The 18,219-nt window shown below is 57.0% G+C and carries 15 protein-coding genes and 2 tRNA genes; 6 read left to right on the forward strand and 11 right to left on the reverse strand.

What is annotated here, in order from left to right; genetic code table 11:
• Window positions 1–25 precede the first annotated feature (25 nt).
• The gene (locus tag AB6729_RS03685) at window positions 26–2,242 is read left to right on the forward strand and encodes an EAL domain-containing protein (protein WP_371080206.1); all 2,217 of its coding nucleotides are present in this window, start codon (window positions 26–28) and stop codon (window positions 2,240–2,242) included.
• Between the two features lie 23 nt (window positions 2,243–2,265).
• On the opposite strand, the gene AB6729_RS03690 is transcribed toward AB6729_RS03685, so the two are convergent.
• The 6 genes from AB6729_RS03690 to AB6729_RS03715 form a co-directional block, all read right to left on the reverse strand.
• Window positions 2,266–2,997, reverse strand: coding sequence for a TIGR03435 family protein (locus tag AB6729_RS03690; protein WP_371080207.1), 732 nt, complete (start codon window positions 2,995–2,997; stop codon window positions 2,266–2,268).
• 92 nt (window positions 2,998–3,089) lie between these two features.
• Complete coding sequence (gene tmk / locus AB6729_RS03695) at window positions 3,090–3,791, reverse strand: dTMP kinase (RefSeq protein WP_371080208.1); 702 nt, start codon at window positions 3,789–3,791, stop codon at window positions 3,090–3,092.
• A complete protein-coding gene (locus AB6729_RS03700) occupies window positions 3,788–4,135 on the reverse strand; it encodes a hypothetical protein (protein WP_371080209.1) in 348 nt (115 codons plus the stop codon). The genes tmk and AB6729_RS03700 overlap by 4 nt, the downstream gene beginning before the upstream one ends.
• Before the next feature lie 32 nt (window positions 4,136–4,167).
• The gene (locus AB6729_RS03705) at window positions 4,168–5,022 is read right to left on the reverse strand and encodes a response regulator (protein WP_371080210.1); all 855 of its coding nucleotides are present in this window, start codon (window positions 5,020–5,022) and stop codon (window positions 4,168–4,170) included.
• Between the two features lie 18 nt (window positions 5,023–5,040).
• The gene (gene lpxD, locus AB6729_RS03710; protein WP_371080211.1) at window positions 5,041–6,054 is read right to left on the reverse strand and encodes a UDP-3-O-(3-hydroxymyristoyl)glucosamine N-acyltransferase; all 1,014 of its coding nucleotides are present in this window, start codon (window positions 6,052–6,054) and stop codon (window positions 5,041–5,043) included.
• A 17-nt stretch (window positions 6,055–6,071) separates the two neighbouring features.
• Window positions 6,072–6,614 carry a hypothetical protein gene (locus tag AB6729_RS03715; protein ID WP_371080212.1) on the reverse strand — a complete coding sequence of 181 codons (543 nt, stop codon included), beginning with the start codon at window positions 6,612–6,614 and terminating at the stop codon, window positions 6,072–6,074.
• Window positions 6,615–6,846: 232 nt separating this feature from the next.
• Between AB6729_RS03715 and AB6729_RS03720 the strand changes: the two genes are divergently transcribed.
• Window positions 6,847–8,898 carry a CCA tRNA nucleotidyltransferase gene (locus AB6729_RS03720; protein ID WP_371080214.1) on the forward strand — a complete coding sequence of 684 codons (2,052 nt, stop codon included), beginning with the start codon at window positions 6,847–6,849 and terminating at the stop codon, window positions 8,896–8,898.
• 47 nt (window positions 8,899–8,945) lie between these two features.
• Window positions 8,946–9,575, forward strand: a complete 630-nt coding sequence (locus AB6729_RS03725; RefSeq protein WP_371080215.1) for a YdcF family protein — start codon at window positions 8,946–8,948, stop codon at window positions 9,573–9,575.
• Between the two features lie 73 nt (window positions 9,576–9,648).
• Here the strand turns inward: AB6729_RS03725 and AB6729_RS03730 are convergent, their stop codons facing one another.
• From AB6729_RS03730 to AB6729_RS03745, 4 genes are all read right to left on the reverse strand, one after another.
• Window positions 9,649–10,275, reverse strand: a complete 627-nt coding sequence (locus tag AB6729_RS03730) for an MBL fold metallo-hydrolase (RefSeq protein ID WP_371080216.1) — start codon at window positions 10,273–10,275, stop codon at window positions 9,649–9,651.
• A 78-nt stretch (window positions 10,276–10,353) separates the two neighbouring features.
• Window positions 10,354–10,650, reverse strand: coding sequence for a preprotein translocase subunit SecG (gene secG, locus AB6729_RS03735; protein ID WP_371080217.1), 297 nt, complete (start codon window positions 10,648–10,650; stop codon window positions 10,354–10,356).
• Between the two features lie 44 nt (window positions 10,651–10,694).
• A tRNA-Leu gene (locus AB6729_RS03740) sits at window positions 10,695–10,779 on the reverse strand.
• Between the two features lie 72 nt (window positions 10,780–10,851).
• Window positions 10,852–11,529 carry an HAD family hydrolase gene (locus AB6729_RS03745; RefSeq protein WP_371080218.1) on the reverse strand — a complete coding sequence of 226 codons (678 nt, stop codon included), beginning with the start codon at window positions 11,527–11,529 and terminating at the stop codon, window positions 10,852–10,854.
• A 228-nt stretch (window positions 11,530–11,757) separates the two neighbouring features.
• On the opposite strand from AB6729_RS03745, the gene AB6729_RS03750 reads away from it, so the two are divergent.
• A complete protein-coding gene (locus tag AB6729_RS03750; protein WP_371080219.1) occupies window positions 11,758–14,640 on the forward strand; it encodes a protein kinase in 2,883 nt (960 codons plus the stop codon).
• A 6-nt stretch (window positions 14,641–14,646) separates the two neighbouring features.
• On the opposite strand, the gene AB6729_RS03755 is transcribed toward AB6729_RS03750, so the two are convergent.
• On the reverse strand, window positions 14,647–15,888 hold the full coding sequence (locus tag AB6729_RS03755; protein WP_371080221.1) for an FG-GAP repeat domain-containing protein: 1,242 nt from the start codon (window positions 15,886–15,888) through the stop codon (window positions 14,647–14,649).
• A 145-nt stretch (window positions 15,889–16,033) separates the two neighbouring features.
• Here AB6729_RS03755 and AB6729_RS03760 point away from each other — a divergent pair.
• Both AB6729_RS03760 and AB6729_RS03765 read left to right on the forward strand, forming a co-directional pair.
• Window positions 16,034–16,121: transfer RNA gene (locus tag AB6729_RS03760), tRNA-Ser, on the forward strand.
• A 367-nt stretch (window positions 16,122–16,488) separates the two neighbouring features.
• Window positions 16,489–18,201: an asparagine synthase-related protein gene (locus AB6729_RS03765; RefSeq protein ID WP_371080223.1), complete on the forward strand. Its 1,713-nt coding sequence runs from the start codon at window positions 16,489–16,491 to the stop codon at window positions 18,199–18,201.
• Window positions 18,202–18,219 lie beyond the last annotated feature (18 nt).

Here is an 18,219-nt window from a genome sequence, read left to right on the forward strand (position 1 = left end):
CGCGAGCGCCGGGAGGCTGATCCGCATGGCTTCAACAGATAGCTGGATTCCAGCGCCGCTTCCGTATAACGAAGACGAGCGCCTCCGCGTTCTCAAAAGTTATTGCGTTCTGGATAGCAAGCCGGAACCGGGCTTCGACCATCTGACGCAGCTTGCAGCGGAACTCTTCCGTGTGCCGATCGTATTGATTTCGCTCATCGATGAACATCGGCAGTTTTTCAAATCTGCCATCGGAATCACCTTTCGCGAAAGCCCTCGTGATACTTCATTTTGCGCCTATTCGATTTTGGGGAATGAACCGCTGGTAGTCCTGGACGCGCAAAACAATGAATGCTTCCGGACCAATCCGTTTGTAACAGACGAGCCGCATATTCGGTTTTATGCAGGAGCACCTCTCATGGGGCGCGACGGTATGATGCTGGGTGGTTTTTCCATCATCGACAGGAAGCCACGCAGCGAGTTTTCAGAGCGTGAACGTGAATGTCTGAAGCAATTTGCAGCGCTGACGGTGCTTACCATGGAGCATCGTCTCTATCCGGAACGCCTGTCCCGCATTAACGATGAGATCGTTCGGGCGAACGAACGCTTCAAACTCGCTACGCAGGCCACCACGGAGGGCATCTGGGATTGGGATTGCGTTCGCGATTCCTTGTATCTGTCAGGCCGCGTCCGATCCATCGTGGGAGAAGAGGCTGTGGATGCTCACGTGAGCATTGAAGACTGGATGAGAAGGATTCATCCAGCAGACAGGCCTCGTGTCAACACACTTGCCGATATGCGCGCCACCAGTGAACTTTCGTTCTACAACGAATACCGCGTTAGCCATGAGGACGGGCGCTGGCGGTGGATTGCAAATCGAGGAGTTGCAGTCAGAAACAGCGCGGGGGAACCCGTGCGTCTGGTCGGCGCCATGGTGGATATCACAGAACGTAAGACCGTGGATGTTCTTACGGGGTTATCGACCCGAACTTATCTGCTGGAACATCTGGAACGGCTGATGGATGCGGGCACGCACGTAGAAGACAATTTTGCGGTTTACGTGGTCAATCTGGATTCGTTCAAGTTGTTGAACAGCGGTCTGGGACGAGCTGCAGGAGACAGCGCGTTGCGAGAAGTCGGGCTGCGGCTTTCCAAGCTGGCATCGGTACATCCAGACAGCATCGCGGCTCGCCTCTCGGCAGATGAATTTGCCATTGTGCTGGGTGGAAAACAAGACGAACAGGAGGCGCTTCGCGTTGCAGAAGAACTCAGCATGTTGCTGGGAAGTTCTATCGCTCTGGACGACAAACGAATCTCACTCTCCGTAAGCATTGGGCTTGCGACGTGCGCTCATCCCTGCGAAAGTGCGGCTGATCTGTTGCAATGTGCTGAGATTGCGCTTGGCGAGGCAAAACTGCAGGGAGGCGGAACATGGTTCCTGTTTGCCGAAACCATGCGTCACGGAATGCTTCGTCAGATTGAGCTTTCTTCGGCACTCCAAAAGGCTATTTCCAACGAAGAGCTGGAGGTCTATTACCAGCCCAAATTACACTTGCCGTCGCGTAAGGTCATTGGATTTGAAGCGCTCGTGCGATGGCATCATCCCAGGTTCGGCATGATCTCGGCGGAAGAGTTCATCGGCATTGCCGAACAGTTCGATCTGATTGTGGAACTGGGGACGCTGGTGCTGACACGCGCCATTGAACAATTGGCGCAATGGCGTGAGCATGGCCTGGTGGACGATGACGTCTCCATGGCGGTGAATCTTTCGGCATTACAACTGGAGGATCGGCGGCTTGGCAGAATGTTGCGAGACCTTACCGAGAAGTATCGTGTTCCGCCCCGGTGCATTTCGCTGGAAGTTACAGAAGGCATCCTGATTGGCGATACAGAACGTGCCAACGCTCTGCTGGAAGAGCTCAAGAATACCGGCGTCTTGCTGGATCTTGATGACTTCGGAACAGGCTATTCCTCGCTCAGTTATCTGCAACGCTTTCCGTTTGATGGCCTGAAGGTAGATCGTTCCTTCGTGATGAATATGCTGGAGAGCCGCGAAAAGGCCGCGTTAGTGCGCTCGATCATTGCGCTGGCACATGCGCTGCATCTCAATGTGATTGCAGAGGGAATTGAGACCGCGGAACAGCTCGAACTGCTTCGTGAAATGGGTTGCGAATACGGCCAGGGGTATTTATTTTCAAAGCCGCTGCCTGCGTCCGGCATGCAGACCTTTCTCTCAACGGCCGTGGCATCGCAGCTTCACTAATCCGTTTTTTGTAGTCTCGCCACTTAGTTGTCCGATGGTTTCTCGATGTGATCCACGACCAACACCGGCATTGGCCCTTTCTGCGCTTCAAGCCGTAGTCCAAGCTGCTCTCGGATAGCAGTGAAGAGTGACGGCAGGTTCGTGTCGGAGTTCTGATCGGGGCTCCAGTTCAGAACGAAATCGTAGTTTCCTTTCAGGTCTGTCTGATCGATCACATACCGACCCAGCTGGTTAGCAAGGTTGGTCGACAGCTCCTGCATCGGCACGCCATCGCCTTTCATATTGACGCTGGTTGCCGTCTTTCTTGTATTCATGCCATGTCTCAGTGAATCGGTGTGGGACGTGATCTTTGGTTCACCCTTGTCACGGACCAGCACATACACAGGGGAGTCACGCGTCTCCCAATGCGCTTTCAAATGAAACCGATCTGCAAGGAGCGACTGTAGCAGAATCTTGAATTGGGCCTGCGTGATGATGTCAGGTGAGTCGATTTTTGCGCGAATGTCGAAAGCATCTTCGTCGTCCCAACTTGGCGCGCCAGCAAGCTGGAACGGTAACAGGCCGTAGGCATTACGAAGCAGCGTGCGAGCCGTTGCATTCACTGCGATGAATTGACCCGGGCGCGAGAGATCCATCTGAGTGTTTCGCTCCCCCGTATGGTTCGGATGGATGACGACGACATCAAAGGATTCTGGTGTTTGTTGTGGTGTCGTCAGCAGTACGGCAAAGGCGATAACTGGGGCACGAAGGTGCACAAGGACGTTCATATGAAATCAATACGCACCGCCATGCCATAGCGACGGCAATTTTCAAGCGACTTGACCCGGTTCCAGAGTGGAGATGCGAATTAGACGCTGTGCAGATGCTGTTCCAGACGTCCCGTTATGATCTCGCGGATTCTTGCGGCGATGGCATCGATGCCATCATCCCCTGTGCCGGGACCGATCAGTGCAACCCGCTGCGGTTCGCGCGCTGCAATGCCTGCATACGCGGCGTGAATGCGGCGGTAGAACGCCTCACCCTCGGCTTCAAAACGGTTTTCATCCGTGCCGGTCTGCTGGATGTTCCGCTGATTGCGGCGATGCGCACGTTCCAGTGCCTTCTCCGCATCTGGAAGTAGAAGGATGGTCAGATCCGGCTGCAGATCGTCGCAAATAGCGCGATGCACGGCAAGCACACGATCGGAGCCAAGCCCGCGCCCTGCGCCCTGATATGCCTCGCTGGAATCGGTATAACGATCGCAAAGAATGACGCGACCTTCACGCAGCGCAGGTTGAATGATTTCGTGGATCGACTGCGCGCGGTCTGCGAACATCAGCGCGAGTTCTGTAAGAGGTGATACCGGATCCTGCGCGCGCGAATCGAGCAGGATGGCGCGAATCTTTTCTCCCAGCGGCGTGCCACCCGGCTGACGTAGCAGAACAGGTTCGATATCCCGGCTGCGCAGCCACTCTACGGTGCGACGAATCTGCGTGGTCTTGCCGGAACCATCCGGACCTTCAAACGTGATGAAAAAGCCGCGCCGCTGCTGCGAAAGGGAATCGCTCACGGCTTCAGGCTCGGCTGGAAGTTGACCTGCGACTGCGAAGGGAAGTCAATGACCAATGTCCCCTCCTGTCCTTCATTCAGATGTGGCCCCTTCAGCGTGTGATCCTGACGTGAGGCATCCGTCCACGTCAGCTTCAGGTCGCCCGTGCCGAGGAGTTTGAAGCGGTAATGGAAGCTGCCGCCATCGGCAATGCGCTGTGTTCCAAAGGTGGCGCCAGGATACTCCACCTGAACCACGTTGATGTCCGCGCCCGAGTGATTGTTGATGGTGGTCTGAATGTAATGTGAATGGCAGCCGGTAAGAAAGACGGCGCTGACGAACGAGGCTGCAGCGATACGGCGCATACGTTGAGGTTAGCAGGTTGATGAGGCAAGCGTTACGCAATGAAGACAGGCGTACCGCTATTGCGTTCCAGGATGCGCGCACTCAGCACCACGCCACTGCTACCGTCGTGCAGCATGATGGGGAATGCCAGTACGGACCACGTCGCCGCCACTTCCTCTGGGCGAGGTGCTGCCAGCAGCCCGCGGCGTGTGCGGTCGATGTACGTTTCGCGCGTGGTGGAGACGGCGTGCAATACATCGCGCCAGTCGCGCAGGCTATCGCTCATCTCTGCAAACATGTTGCGTCCCGGAAACCACTCGCGAGGCTTCTCGAGATAGGCCGCAGCACTTTCATTGACGTAGTGCCAGGTGCCTTCAGGATCGAGAATCTGCACCAGCACATCGACGCCAATCGCCATGGCAATGCGGCTGTAATAAAACTCTCGCGCATTGACCACCACAGGAGCGCCACGGCGTTTTGCCTCCAGACCTCGTAAAGCAGAAAGCAGATCCTCAGCAGAACTGTGCCCCTTCAACAGATGCATATCCTCCACACCACCGAAACGACGCTCCAGTGTGGCGGAAAGGATGATGATGGGCACTTCGGGCCGACGCTGGCGTAGCTTCGCGGCTACAGCCGTGCCAAATTTTCCATGTCCCAGGTGGTAGTCCAGAACAGCGATGTCTGTTTGCTCAAGATAGGCGTTCGCCTCCTCGATCGTGCCCGCGGAGAGCACCTCGTAACCATTCTGGCGCAGGATCGCTGCGCGCAGGAGCAGATTTGCGGGATCGTCGTCGAGAAGTAAAACGCGGACAGGTGAACCGCTTTCTGCAGTAGATAGCGAGGCGGTTTCCGTTGTTCTTTGCTCGTCCATGCTCAACAGGTCTGATGCGAGGAGATATGGCACAGTCTCCCCGACGCACATTTACACCGAACGGTCCTTGCGCAAAGTGCGCAGTTCACGCACCATCTCCGGCAGGCGGGCAAAAGCTGCCACCGAACGCAGCCAGAGCTTGTTGTCCATGGCGGGATAGCCGCTCACCACGCTGTTTGCCGCCACGTCGCTGGGGATGCCGCTTTGTGCCGTCGCAACGGCGCCATCGCCCACCTTGCAATGCCCGGCAACACCGACCTGCCCGGCCAGAATGACGCGGCTGCCCACCTCTGTAGACCCCGCAAGGCCCACCTGTGCGCATAGCAACGTGTCCTGCCCGACAGTGGAACCGTGACCCACCTGCACCAGGTTGTCGATCTTGCTACCGTCGCCAATACGTGTTTCACCGATGCTTGCCCTGTCGATACATGCATTTGCCTGCACTTCAACGCGATCACCAAGAACAGCAGCACCGGACTGCACGATCTTGGTCCAGCCACCGGCAGTTTCGCGAGCATAGCCGAAGCCATCCGCGCCAATGACCGCCCCATTCTGCAGGACTACGTCATCACCCAGGCGGCAGAACTCGCGGACTACGGCGTGGGCGTGTGCGAAGAAACGGCTACCGATTACGGCTCCAGCATAGATGACACTGTGAGGAAGGAGAACAGCATCTTCTCCAATCACCACATCCGACCCGATTACCACATATGCGCCAATGTGGGCGTTGGAACCGATCTTTGCCGAGGGGTCAACGACCGCCGTGGGATGGATACCCGATGCATACTTTGGCGGGTGATAGAAGAACGTAATGGCCTGGGCGAAAGCCCGATAGCAGTTCTGGATGCGAAGCGTCGCAGTACCATCCAGAGCAGGAAAATCCGGCTCCACCAGAATGGCAGCGGCCCTGGTGGTCTTTGCCTGCGCGGTGTACTTCGGATTGGCGATGAAGGTAATCTCTGAGGCGCTGGCGTGCTCAATCCCGGCAACCCCGGTGATCTCCACATCGCCGTTGCCGCCTACCAGTTCGGCACCCAACCGTTGCGCAATTTCCGCTAACTTCATGCCGTCCATGGTACTCGCTAGTGGGTGCGCGAGTCAGGCGGTAGAGGCATGCTGAACAGGTCAGGCTGTTGCGTTTCCTCCGCTGGAATCGGGGTGGAGGCCTTTCGTTTTGATGGACTCGTGACTACCGCCAGTACCTCCATCTGCTCGATGGCCGCGCGGGGAATGTAAAGCCTCTGCGTATTGCCGCGGATGTCAGGAGGGACCAATTGAACTCCCATATCCTCCACCCAGCCGTCGGCCAGGGTCAGGTCCAGCGGGGCCAGACCTTCGATCCGGTCGCCGTCGCGCAGAGTCAACCGCAGCCACAAACCTTCGGTGCGGGGCCGCGCCAGAAATGTCTTCCGCAGCAGTCTTTCCGGGGTGGACGTGTCGTTCGTATTAAAGTCGCGTACGAACGCGGCATACTTCACCTCGGACAACGGAACTTGCTGCACCCTGCCGCTGAGGTCCAGCAAGTCAAGGCAATCAGCATGGATGAAGCCGCTGGGGGGAAGATAGCCCCACAGCAATCCGGGGGAGAAGCGGCGAAGAACGACCTTTTTCTGCGATCCCGGCATTGCTCTCCCATTCGGACTTGAACCGTTGATTGTGGCCGGTCGAAGCTATTGTGGCGTCATACCGCACTCTCCGCAACAAAATGTGTGCACAGGGGTATTCAGGGTGCCAGCAGCATGCTACACTCAGATTTTGTGCTGAGCTTTTCAGCGCCGCCTAACATGCTGAATTGGCGCTGTTTACCGGCAACGCGCACGGCAGTTTGAACCGGCGCTTTGGAGACTGGAACGGTACATGGCTGATTATATCTATCTGCTGGAAAACCGCCTTTCGCACGCGCAGCAGAAGGCCGTCGGTGCACTCCGCACCATTGCTCGCGAGAGCGATGCCACTATTTTCCTCACAGGCGGCGCAGTCCGCGACCTGACTGCGGGGGCTTCCGTCCGGGATATCGACCTGACCATTCAGGGCGACTTGTCTCGCATACGAAAAGGCTTAGGGGCTGCTGGATTTGAGATTGTGGGCGAAAATGCCTCCGCTCACCAGCTTTTCCTGACCTATTCCGGTGGTGTCCGGCTGGAACTTAGCTCGGCCGTTACCGTTTCGTGGCCGAAGCCGGGCAAGCCGAAATACGAGCCGGGCAGCCTCATCGACGACCTTCGCGGCCGCGACTTTACCGCGAATGCGATGGCCATCTCGCTGAACGAAGGTTCCTACGGCCTGTTGATGGACCCGCTGAACGGCGTTGCGGACATTGAAAACCGGGAACTGCGCCTCGTCAGCAACTATGGGTTTATTGAGGAGCCTTCGCGGCTGATGCGTGCCGTTCGGTTGATGTCGCGACTGGGCTGGCAGTTGGAAGAGAAGACCCGTCAGCGTTATGAGACTGCAAAAGAAGAAGGTTACATCTCCGCTCTGAGCGCCTGGAACAAGGGATACGAGCTGGAGGAGATCTTCCACGAAGAAGACCCGGTGCGCGTACTGCGCGCTCTGGAAGCAGAAGGCTGGATGCAGCACCTGTTCCCGGCACTGCAGTCGGCGAAGGTAAACACGGCTTCGCTCTCGGACCTGTACACCCGCCAGGGCGAATTACAGATACAGGGCGTCCTCGGTCATATTGCCGCCATCGCATTTCCGTTGGTGACGGGCAAGATGTCCGCAGGCGACGTTTCCTCGTTAAAGAAACTGATCGCGCGGCAGGGGTTTGTCCGGGAGATTGAGTCTCTGGACGCCCGCGTGAAGGACTTTGCTGCAAAACTCACGGCAAAGGAAGCCGCCGCGCCGTCTGTTGCCTGGAAGTTACTGCACGCAACTGAACCAGATCTGGTTCTGGCCACGTACTTCAGCAGCAAGAGTGCTCCGGTACAGGCGCGCCTGAAGACCTTCCTCACAGAGTCTCCGAACGCACGGCAACGCATCCCATATCCGTTGCTTACGGAGATGCGGATTACTCCGGATCTTCCGGGTTATAACGAACTTCTGGATAAGCTGTTCTTCGAACTGATGGATGGGCGGCTTGCGACTCCGGAAGAGATGAAGGCCTTCCTGGAGCCGTATTCACCCCCGGCACCTCCGCCGCCGCCGAACCTGCGTCGTGCTCGTGCACGCAAGGAACCCAAAGGCCGCGGTAAGAAGAAAGCAGTCGAGGTCGATATCGAGGGCTCCGACCTGGAAGGCATTCCTCTGACTGTTGCAGCGGAAGAGGAACTGGCTGGCCTGGAAACCGGCCTGACCGAAGAGGGCGATCTCACGGGGCCGAATCGTGGTCCTGAGCCAAGCAGGAAAGAGCCGATCGAGAAGGTGGCTCCGCTTCCGGCAAAGGGCGCTCCGAAAGATAAGAAGGTAGCCAAGGCCGTTGCGGAAAAGAAAGCTCCTGCCAAGGCAGTTCCGACGGCCAAGCCTGCGGCGAAACCTGCTGTAATTGTGAAGCCTTCTATCCCTGCGAAGAAGACGACACCAGCCAAAGCGGCTGCGCCTGTAAAGGCTGCTGCTCCGGCAAAGAAGGTGGCTGCAAAGCCGTCTGCCCCAACAAAGAAAGCGCCAGCCAAAGCTGTGACGAAGACCGTCGCGGCAAAACAACCGGTCAAGAAAGTTGCTGCCAAGCCCATTAAGAAGGCAGCACCGGTCAAGAAGGCTTCCGCTAAGCCCGTCAAGAAGCCTGTGAAAGCAAAGCCAGCCAAAGCCGTCGCGAAGAAAGTCGTCGCGGTGAAGAAGGCCCCCGCCAAAGTAGTCAAAAAAGCGGCCCCGGCTAAACCGGCGAAGGCACCTGCGAAAAAGGCAGCTCCAGCAAAGAAGGTAGCTGCCAAACCGGCAAAGAAGGCTCCTGCCAAAAAGGCGCGCCGGTAAACGAAAGAGAGACAACAGAGAAGGGCGGCGCATGCTAGGGTTGGCCTATGCGCCGCCTTTCTCTTTGGCTTCTGGGCATTGTTGTCTGTGCCGCTCTTCTGTATTTCCTTGTTCCCATCGTTTCTTATGAGACGATTCCTAGTCGCAATACCAACGCTGCCCACTTTGATACGTTGATCGTCCTGGGACATCCTGCGCAGGCCGATGGCTCTCCTGATCCCGAAATGCGGGAGCGGGTGGAAGAAGCCGTCCGAGAGTATCGCGCCGGCATAGCCCCAAACATCATCATGAGTGGCAGTTCGGCCCACAACCACTTTGTTGAAGCGAAGGTTATGGCGGACCTGGCAGAGCATGAGGGCGTCCCTGCGAATGCGGTGATTGAAGAGGATAAGGCTCAGGACACGATCCAGAACATCTGGTACAGCCGCGTGATCATGCAACAGAGGGGATGGAACTCAGCGGAAGTGATCAGTTCTGCTTATCATCTACCCAGAACATCACTGATCCTGCAGCATTACACCGGCCCGCTCGCATTCTCCTGGCGGACACACGCTTCTCTTTGGCCATCGGAATATGGGGCATGGAAGCGGATTCAGTATCGCTGGCATGAGGCGTTAGGCAGCGTGAAACTGCGCCTCTATGGCTTCGGCCATCGTAAATATCTTCCGCAGGCATAAGTGGAATCAAGTTGAGCAACACAACTCTGTTCAGCTGAAGTTACGGATGCAATACCTCGCATAAGCATCTGATTCAAAGAAGGAAGGGGTTTCGTTGGAGTTCATGTTCGAGTGTTGTGTCGGAACCATGTCCAGCGATCACGTGTGTCGTCTCTGGTAGCGGTAACAGCTTTTCGCGGATCGAAGCGATGATCTGTTTGCCATCACCGCCTGGGAGGTCCGTACGACCGATACCTTCGCGGAAGAGGGTATCGCCAGCCAGCAGCAGGTTACTCTGCGGAAAGTAGAGCGAGATGCTGCCCTCTGTATGACCCGGCGTATGCAGAACCTCTCCTGCCTCGGAGCCGACGTGGAGTTTCATACCCTCCACCGCTTCGATGTCAGGTGGCCCTGTTTTCGGCACCGGGACGCCCATCCACGCGGCCTGCTGCTCCATCCAGGAAAGCTGGAAGATGTCCGCAGGATGGAAAACGACCGGCGCGCCTGTTTGTTCGGACAAAAGTTTTGCCCCGGCGATGTGATCCAGGTGGCCGTGCGTGACGACGATCTGTCGCAGCGTGAGAGTTCGGGCGGCGAGGAAGCCGACGATGCGCAGAATATCTGATCCCGGATCAACAACCGTGGCGTCGGATGTCGACGAATCGAAAAGGATGGAGCAGTTGCAGCCAAGCGGTGCTACGGGGAAGGTTTCGCGCTGCATGAAGTCCTCCTGTGGCAATGAGAAAAGGGTGCAGGCAGCAGCGCCCACACCCTTTCAAAAAAATCGAACGTGCCGAGATTACTTCTTCGTCGTGGTCTGTTGCGTCTTGATACCGGAGAGTACCGAGCGATCGTTGGAGCGCGACATCAGAATCGTCAGGCTGATCGATGTGAGCATGAACAGAACCGCGGACCAGGTGGTCAGGCGAGTGAGCAGGTTTGCCGTGCCGCGCGGACCGAAAGCGGTCTGCGATCCGGCACCGCCGAAAGCTCCTGCCAGATCGGCGCTCTTGCCCTGCTGAATGAGGACAACACCGATCAAGAACAGGCAAACGATCACGTGAAGAACGATGAGAAATGCTACGAGGAAGGTCATCAGGTGTGTTGCCGTTCTGTGGTTCTTTCTAGGAAAGTGTGGAGTGGTGCGGAAGACGGGACTTGAACCCGTATGGAATTACCCGCTAGCACCTCAAGCTAGTGCGTCTGCCAATTTCGCCACCTCCGCATCGGTTACACATGACTTACTGTGTGTCCGGCGTGTGCGCCATCCAGAACGAAGTATAGCAGAGAAACGGCTTCACCCAAAATGGTGCAAAAGCTCGCGAAAGTTCGCCAGATGCAGCAGGCGGCGGCCTGTCTTTGGGCTGCCGATGGGTTCGCGTTCCAGCACCCATGTACTGGGGTGCGGAAGGTATACCGCGTGCATTCCAGCAGCGAGGGCCGGGTTGGTATCGCTGCGCGGACTGTTGCCAATCATCCAGGAATGGGCAGGGTCGCAGTCATAACGCTGGAGAAGGGTTTCGTATGCTGCGGTGTGTTTTTCATGCAGCACTTCCACGTGGTGAAAGTGGTCGGCCAGGCCGGAACGCAATAGCTTGCCATGTTGCTCTTCGTGGTCGCCTTTGGTGACCAGGATGACAGTGTGTTTTTCCGAGAGACGAGGGAGTGTCTCCTGCACGCCATCCAGCAGAGCAAGGTCTGCGGAGCGGATGCTCTCTGCGCAACATGCAAGTTGTGCAGCAATCTGGTGGGTGCAGGATGAGCAGGTGAGATGTTCGTAGCTGGCGATCAGCGAATGATGGAAGGCGCGGGTGCCATAACCATGCGTGTGAACGCGAGAGGCTTCCAGGGCATCGAAGGCTGCGCGCACTTCAACATCATTCAGTTCTGGGTGGTCGACGATGCGGATGAACTCTTCAATGGCGCGTTCGAAGTAGATATTGTTCTCCCACAATGTGTCATCCGCGTCGATCATGAGGACTTGTGACGTGGGGAGGGAGGTGCGAGATGAAGAATTGGAGTGGTTCATTGAACGGTCGTTTCGCCTTGCACGCAGGAGCTTGACTTTGCGTGGAAATTGCATTTTCAGCCGGGTTTGCGGACGCTGTCTTCAGTATATGATTGCCCGGTGGGCAGGGGATAAGTTGAGCGGAAGCTCCAATTTCCGCAGCGCTTTTCCGATCCGGCAGGGAAAGGGAATCAGATGGAGGGTCACGGCCCACGGCAATACGGGCCCTACGTCGTACTCGAACAGATTGGCTCTGGTGGCATGGGGGCTGTGTATCGCGCTCGGGATCGCCGTTTAGAGCGCGACGTGGCCATTAAGGTGTTGCACCGGAACCTGGAAATGGCAGGGGCACGTGAACGCTTCCTGCGCGAGGCCCGCGCCGTATCCTCGTTGAACCATCCGAACATCTCTACCATCTTCGACATTGGGGAACAGGACGGTGATCCCTACCTGGTCATGGAGATGCTGCATGGTGAGTCGCTGAAGGAGCGACTCCATGACGGTGTGCCGGTGTCGGAAGAGGAACTGATCTCCATTGCCACACAGGCGGCGCAGGCATTGGCCGCGGCGCATGCGAAGGGGATCGTCCACCGCGATATTAAGCCCGCAAACCTCTTCCTGGTGGACGGCCCACCTGGTGAACCGCAGCTCAAGGTGTTGGACTTCGGTTTGGCGAAGGTGGAGCATGAGCGCATTCTGCTTGGGCCTTCCGGGCTGACACGTACTGGTGCAACCGTGGGCACAGTGGAATACATGTCGCCTGAGCAGGCGCGCGGAGAAGATCTGGATCCTCGCTCGGATCTGTTCTCGCTGGGGGCGGTGTTGTATGAACTGGCTACGGGTGACGTCCCGTTTCGCGGAGCTACCAGCGCGGTAGTGTTCGCGGAACTTCTGGGGTCTGATCCGGTTCCTCCACGTAAGGTCAACACCGAGTTATCGCCGGGGATGGACTCCATCATTCGACGCCTTCTGCAAAAGAAGCGTGAGAGTCGCATTCCTTCTGCAAACGCGCTACTGGAGGAACTGCGAAAACTGAAGGAACCTTCAGTTCCTATTCGGCACAGTAGTTCGAAGCTAATGGCGGCCTCTTCTCGCGCGAGCGCAACTTCTTCAGCACGCGAATTTCATGAATCGGTGTCGCTGTCTGATCCAACGGCCAGGAGCATCCGTGGACACACCCCGTCCGGCAGCAGGCCCTCCGCAGTGCATTCAGCGTCGAATATCTCAGTATCCAGAGATGTGACGCGGGAGCAGGCGCCGGGCTCCACCTCGTCCTATGACCATGAGATCGCAGCCGGAGGTATACGCTGGTGGATTCCGGCCATTGCAGTGGCAGTGATTCTGGCAGCAGTGGGGGCCTTTCTGTTTCTTCGTCAACATGGCGGTTCGGTAGGTGGCCAGGGTGTGGTCAGCACAGGGTTGCAGATCACGCAGTTTGATAACAGCACTGGCGACAATGTTCTGCAGGACGTTCCTGCGGTTGCTATGCAGATTCTGCTGCGCGAGATGCCATCGTTGCACGTGACGGGGTATGCGCCCGCGTTGAATACGGTGGAGATGGATGCGCAGGATATGGCACGGCGCAGCGGTGCGGATGCTTACCTGACCGGCAATATCTCTCGTGACGGCAGCAACTATCACATTCATTCGGAGATCCTGCGCACGTCAGACAACGGAAAGCTTGCAACAGAAGAGGTAGATGCATCCTCCGCCGTGGAGATTCCGAATGCCTTGAGTCACCTTGCTGTGGCGTTGCGTACGCATCTTGGAGAAAGCCCCGAGCAGGCCTCTGCGAACACCGTTTCACTCGCCAGCGAGGCTACGAATTCACTGAATGCGTTGAGCCTTTATGCGCGAGGGATTTCCTATCTCAGAGTTGGACAGACGACGAATGCGATTGACGAACTGAATCGCGCGCTGGCAGATGATCCGGCCTTTGTGCCTGCACGACTTGAGTTGGTGGAAGCGTTACGTGAGTCCGGCGCGGAGACGGAACGTCTGTCTGCTGCAGCCGCGTTGAAAGCATCATCAAGTAAGGGAAGTTCATGCCAGCAGAGCCGCATTGCCTACGAAACAACAGGCACGATGACAGCAGCGATGAGCGCTGCACAGTTCTGGCGAAACCTGTGTAGCCTTCAGCCGGAAGCGCAGGTGGCTATGGCACGTTCACTCCTTGCCGCAGGACGCACCGCAGAGGCTGAAAGCACGGGGATGCGAGCCATTGAACTCGACCGTGTCGGACGCGTGGCTGTGTCTGTGGCAACGGAGACAATGATTGCGCAAGCCCACTACGAGTCAGCCCAGAAAGAGCAGAGCAGGGCCGCAAATTCAAACGCTGCTTCGCCAGGGCTTGCATTGCTCGCAGCGTATCTACGGAACGACCGCGCAGCGGAAACACAATGGGCAGCAGCGGCAGCAGCAGCCAATACCTTCAGCGATGATTGGTACTACCTGACCTACCTAGGGGATCGTGGACGCTTAGCGGAGGCGCACAGTTTTGGCACGGCTGCGATCCAGCGGCTCAGTGCGCAGACACAGGTTGCTTCGTCTGCATTGCTCCTGCTTGCGCGATTGGAAGCCATGGAGGCGATGGCGGGACATTGCCAGAACAAACCACTCTCAGTTGCCGATGCAGGGGATGCAACTAAATTTTTTGCGAGCCTTGCGCAAGCATGGTGCAAGCATTCTGCAAGCGACAATGCCCCAACCGATCCCATGGAACAAACGTTGATCCGAGCAGCGTTGCTGTGGAGCACGGGGGATGCGCAGGGTTCATTAAATCTGTTGCAGGAAGATAAGACCAGCGCTCAATCCACTGTGACTGCGCTGCTTCGGGGCGAGTCACATTTGAAACTCGGGCAACCGGTGTTGGCCATCGGCGATTTCAAGGCTGCACTCACACGGCATGGCGAAGCACTGCTCACGGGAACATTGGCGTATCCCGTGGCACAGGCAGGATTGGCAACTGCCTATCGCACGATGGGGGATGACCCCAACGCGAGCCGCGCAGAAGACGATTTGAAGAAACTTTGGCAGGACGCCGATCCATCCGAACCGCTGCTGCGCGGATCGAAGTAGATTGGATCAGCGCCGTCCGTTTTTCACCGGCGATTTCGTAAGGTTCTCAGCAAGAAACAGGCCAGATTTGTTTGCGCTGACCAGATCGATATCGCCGTCGCCATCGATGTCCACCGCCACTGTCTGAACACCGCCACCCATGCGTCCGCCGTAATCGACGATATGGCGGATCCATTCCACGCCGCCATTCTGCGCGGTTGGAGATACTTTCCGCCACTCATACCAGTAGAGCCCAACGGGTTCGCGCTCGCCAGGATCGCCGCCATTGTGTGCGAAGTATCGCTTGCCAATCACCAGGTCTGGCTGTCCGTCGCCGTTCATGTCTACGAGCTGCGATGCGTGCGCCTGCGACCATGAACTGTCGATCACATGTTGCATCCAGCGGCCATCCGCAGTCTGTTCGTACCACGCCAGGCCATAGTCGTGCGCCATACCGGTTAACAGATCCTTGCGGCCATCGCCATTGATGTCCAGCAGGTGCATATAGCCGAACTGCGCTCCCGCACGTTGCGCAGCCGCGGAAAGCTTCATCTCATCGGCGGGTGTTCCCGAAGGAGGAATGTACTTCCATCCCCAATCGGTTGGGTGGAACTTCCAGTAGCCTTCCGCCCGAACATCCGCCGGTGCTTCCAGCCAGCCCTTGGGTGTGAGAATGTCGTTGCGGCCATCGCCATTGACATCGCCTACGCCGATGCCGTGACCATAGCTCTGCGGAGCGACAACATGTTTGATCCACTTGCCATCACGGTGTTCAAACCATGCTGCAGGAACATTGGGACGATCGAACTCTGGAAGTAGCTCGTTTGCTTTTCCGTCGTTATCCAGATCAACCAGGAAAGCGAATTCCGTGGGGCCGCTGTTGTCGATCTCGCTTGCTTTCCACTCGCCACCTGACTTGCCGGGGTTCTTCAGCCACACGATATTGTGCGCGAAGTAGCCGAACTGGATGATGTCGGTCCAGCCATCGCCATCCACATCCATTGCAAGGTCGGCGAAGTTGTCGATATAGCCGTTGGCGTAGTTGATTGAACGCAGAGGATGTTTGGTCCATCCGGGCGCTTCGAACCAGTGTTCACCCGAGACAATGTCCAACTTGCCGTCGCGATTGACGTCTGCAACCGTGACTGTTTCGCCGTAGCCGGGATCGATCATCTGCACACGAAAAGCGATGTCCGCAGGGCGGCTGGCGCCGAGTAAGACAACGGCAGAGACAACTGCAGCAAGGGAAGTGGAAGCTGGCCAGCGCATGAACAGAGTGCCTTCGATTCGTAAGAATGCAGTGCGCGGCCATTCTAACGGTTGCGGCACAGAACATGGCAACTACCCCCTCCTGCAAACGCGTGGCGATGGGCAAGCAGCCACAGGCCTCTGCGTGTTACGATACCCAAGAAGCGGAGAGATGGCCGAGTGGCTTAAGGCGCACGCTTGGAAAGCGTGTATACCGCAAGGTATCCAGGGTTCGAATCCCTGTCTCTCCGCCACTCCCTCTTTTATCCCCTTAACAATTCAGAGATCGATGGCACACGGATATGGCGGAACTGTTCTGTTCTGCATTACAAGTGCTCCCATCGCGGAAGATGCGAATGTGTCTCTTTCTTTAGCGTGCATGTCCCGGTAAGATGCTTTTGCTACGTGTGGGCTTCCCAGCACGATCCCAGATTGTGAGTCTCCTCTTTGAGTTTTGCCGGAATTCTGCTTCCGACGGACGGCCCCGCGAGTGCTGCACTGCACTCCGTTCTGCTCCCACGCAGCGGCCAAGATGACGTTCCCACAATTACATCCGCGGGGCCATGTGGTATCACTGCAAATCGTCATGCAGAAAGTTGGCAAGGGCATGAGGGCTTTTTGGTGCTTGCCGGCAAGCTTTTTGAGCTGGACGTGCTGATCAGCGATCTCGGATTGCCTGCAGAGACTTCCGCTGCACAAACGGTATTCCGTGCCTACCAGGCGTGGGGTAACGACTTTGCGGACAAACTCTACGGGGAGTTCAGCTTTACATTATGGGACGCGTCATCGCGGCGGTTGATCCTGGCGAGGGACGCTATGGCGCGCTTGCCACTTTTCTACGTCATGCGCGGAAAAGACGTGATCTTCAGCACAGACATTGAGCCACTGTTTTCGTTCGAAGGTGTCACCCGAGAACTCGACGAAGAGGTGTTCTGTGCCGTTATGAGCATTGAACCCATGCCAGGACGTACGTTGTATCGCGGGATCCGCTCCGTGGAGGGAGCCCACACTGTCACCATTCGCCACGGAGAAGAACCGGTATCGCGCCGTTACTGGTTTCCGCTGCGTCAGGAACAGCTACATCTGAAGGATGAGAGAGAGTATTCGGAGGCCCTTCATGCGCATTTTCTACGCGCCGTAGAGCTACGGATTCCGCGTGAAGGGTTGGTGGCATCCCATCTCAGTTCTGGTTTCGATAGCTCTGGAGTCACTGCGCTGACAGCGCAAGTGCTCGCCCGTCAGAACCGACCGCTGGTGTCCTATACCGCAGTGCCCACGATACCCACCGACGCTTGCGAAATTGTCACCAACCGCTTTGACAACGAGTGGCCGCTTGCATCGCAGGTGGCTACGATGTACCCCAATGTCGAACATGTGGCGATTCGCAATGATGGCGCGGACTGGCTGGACGCCATCGACTCGATGATTATCCATGCCGGGATGCCTCCGGTCTTTATTCGAAACTCGCGGTGGTTTTATGCGATTCAGAAGGACGCGCAGAGCCGCGGCATCGTTACGCTGATGGAGGGGCAGGCGGGTAACCTGACCACGAGCTATGACGGCGGGTTCGATCTCTTCGATCTCCGACGTCGTGGGCAATGGGCCGAGTTCGTAAGTGCGCTGCTCGCGAAAAAACGCAATGGTGAAAAGTGGAAGAGCCTGCTGCGAAGTGTCTGGATGCCAGGTCTGAAAGCCTCGTCGCTCATCAATCGGGTGCGGCGCCGCGAGATCCCCGGTCTGTTCGATCTCAGTATGATGCGCAGTGAACTTTACGAACGCATTATGCCGCACGGCCGTAAAAATTCCGTAATGGGCGGCGTCATGGAAGGTGATCGAACCAGTGGAGCGAGTTGGCGGTTCTCGATTTTGCAGCGCCTCGACACCGGCGGAATGTATTCGCTGTATCGCAATGGCTTCAACATCGAACGTGCTGATCCGACCGCTGACCGCCGCCTCGTGGAACTCTGTCTTCGCATTCCGGATGTAAAGTTCTCTCCGAATGGCCGGAAGAAAAAGATGTATCGGGATGCTATGCGCAATGACCTGCCGGTCGATCTGCTTGCCGAGACTCGGCGTGGCCTGCAGGGCAGCGACTTCCTCCAGATGTTTGAAGAAGCATCGCCTGTATGGCACGAAGAACTGCGTACACAGGAGGCATCTGAGTACGTGGGCAAATATCTGGATCTGCCTCGTATGCGCGCACTGCTGGAACAATTCCAGGACAATGTGACTGCGAACCGCGGTAAGGCAGACATGTTGTACAACTACACCTTTGGCGGCGCCATCTCTATGGGACGTCTGCTAAAGACATTCGCCCGGCAGGAAAAGATTTAGCATTTCCTGCCGGGGTAT

The sequence above is a fragment of the Terriglobus sp. RCC_193 genome, assembly GCF_041355105.1.
GTDB lineage: Bacteria > Acidobacteriota > Terriglobia > Terriglobales > Acidobacteriaceae > Terriglobus.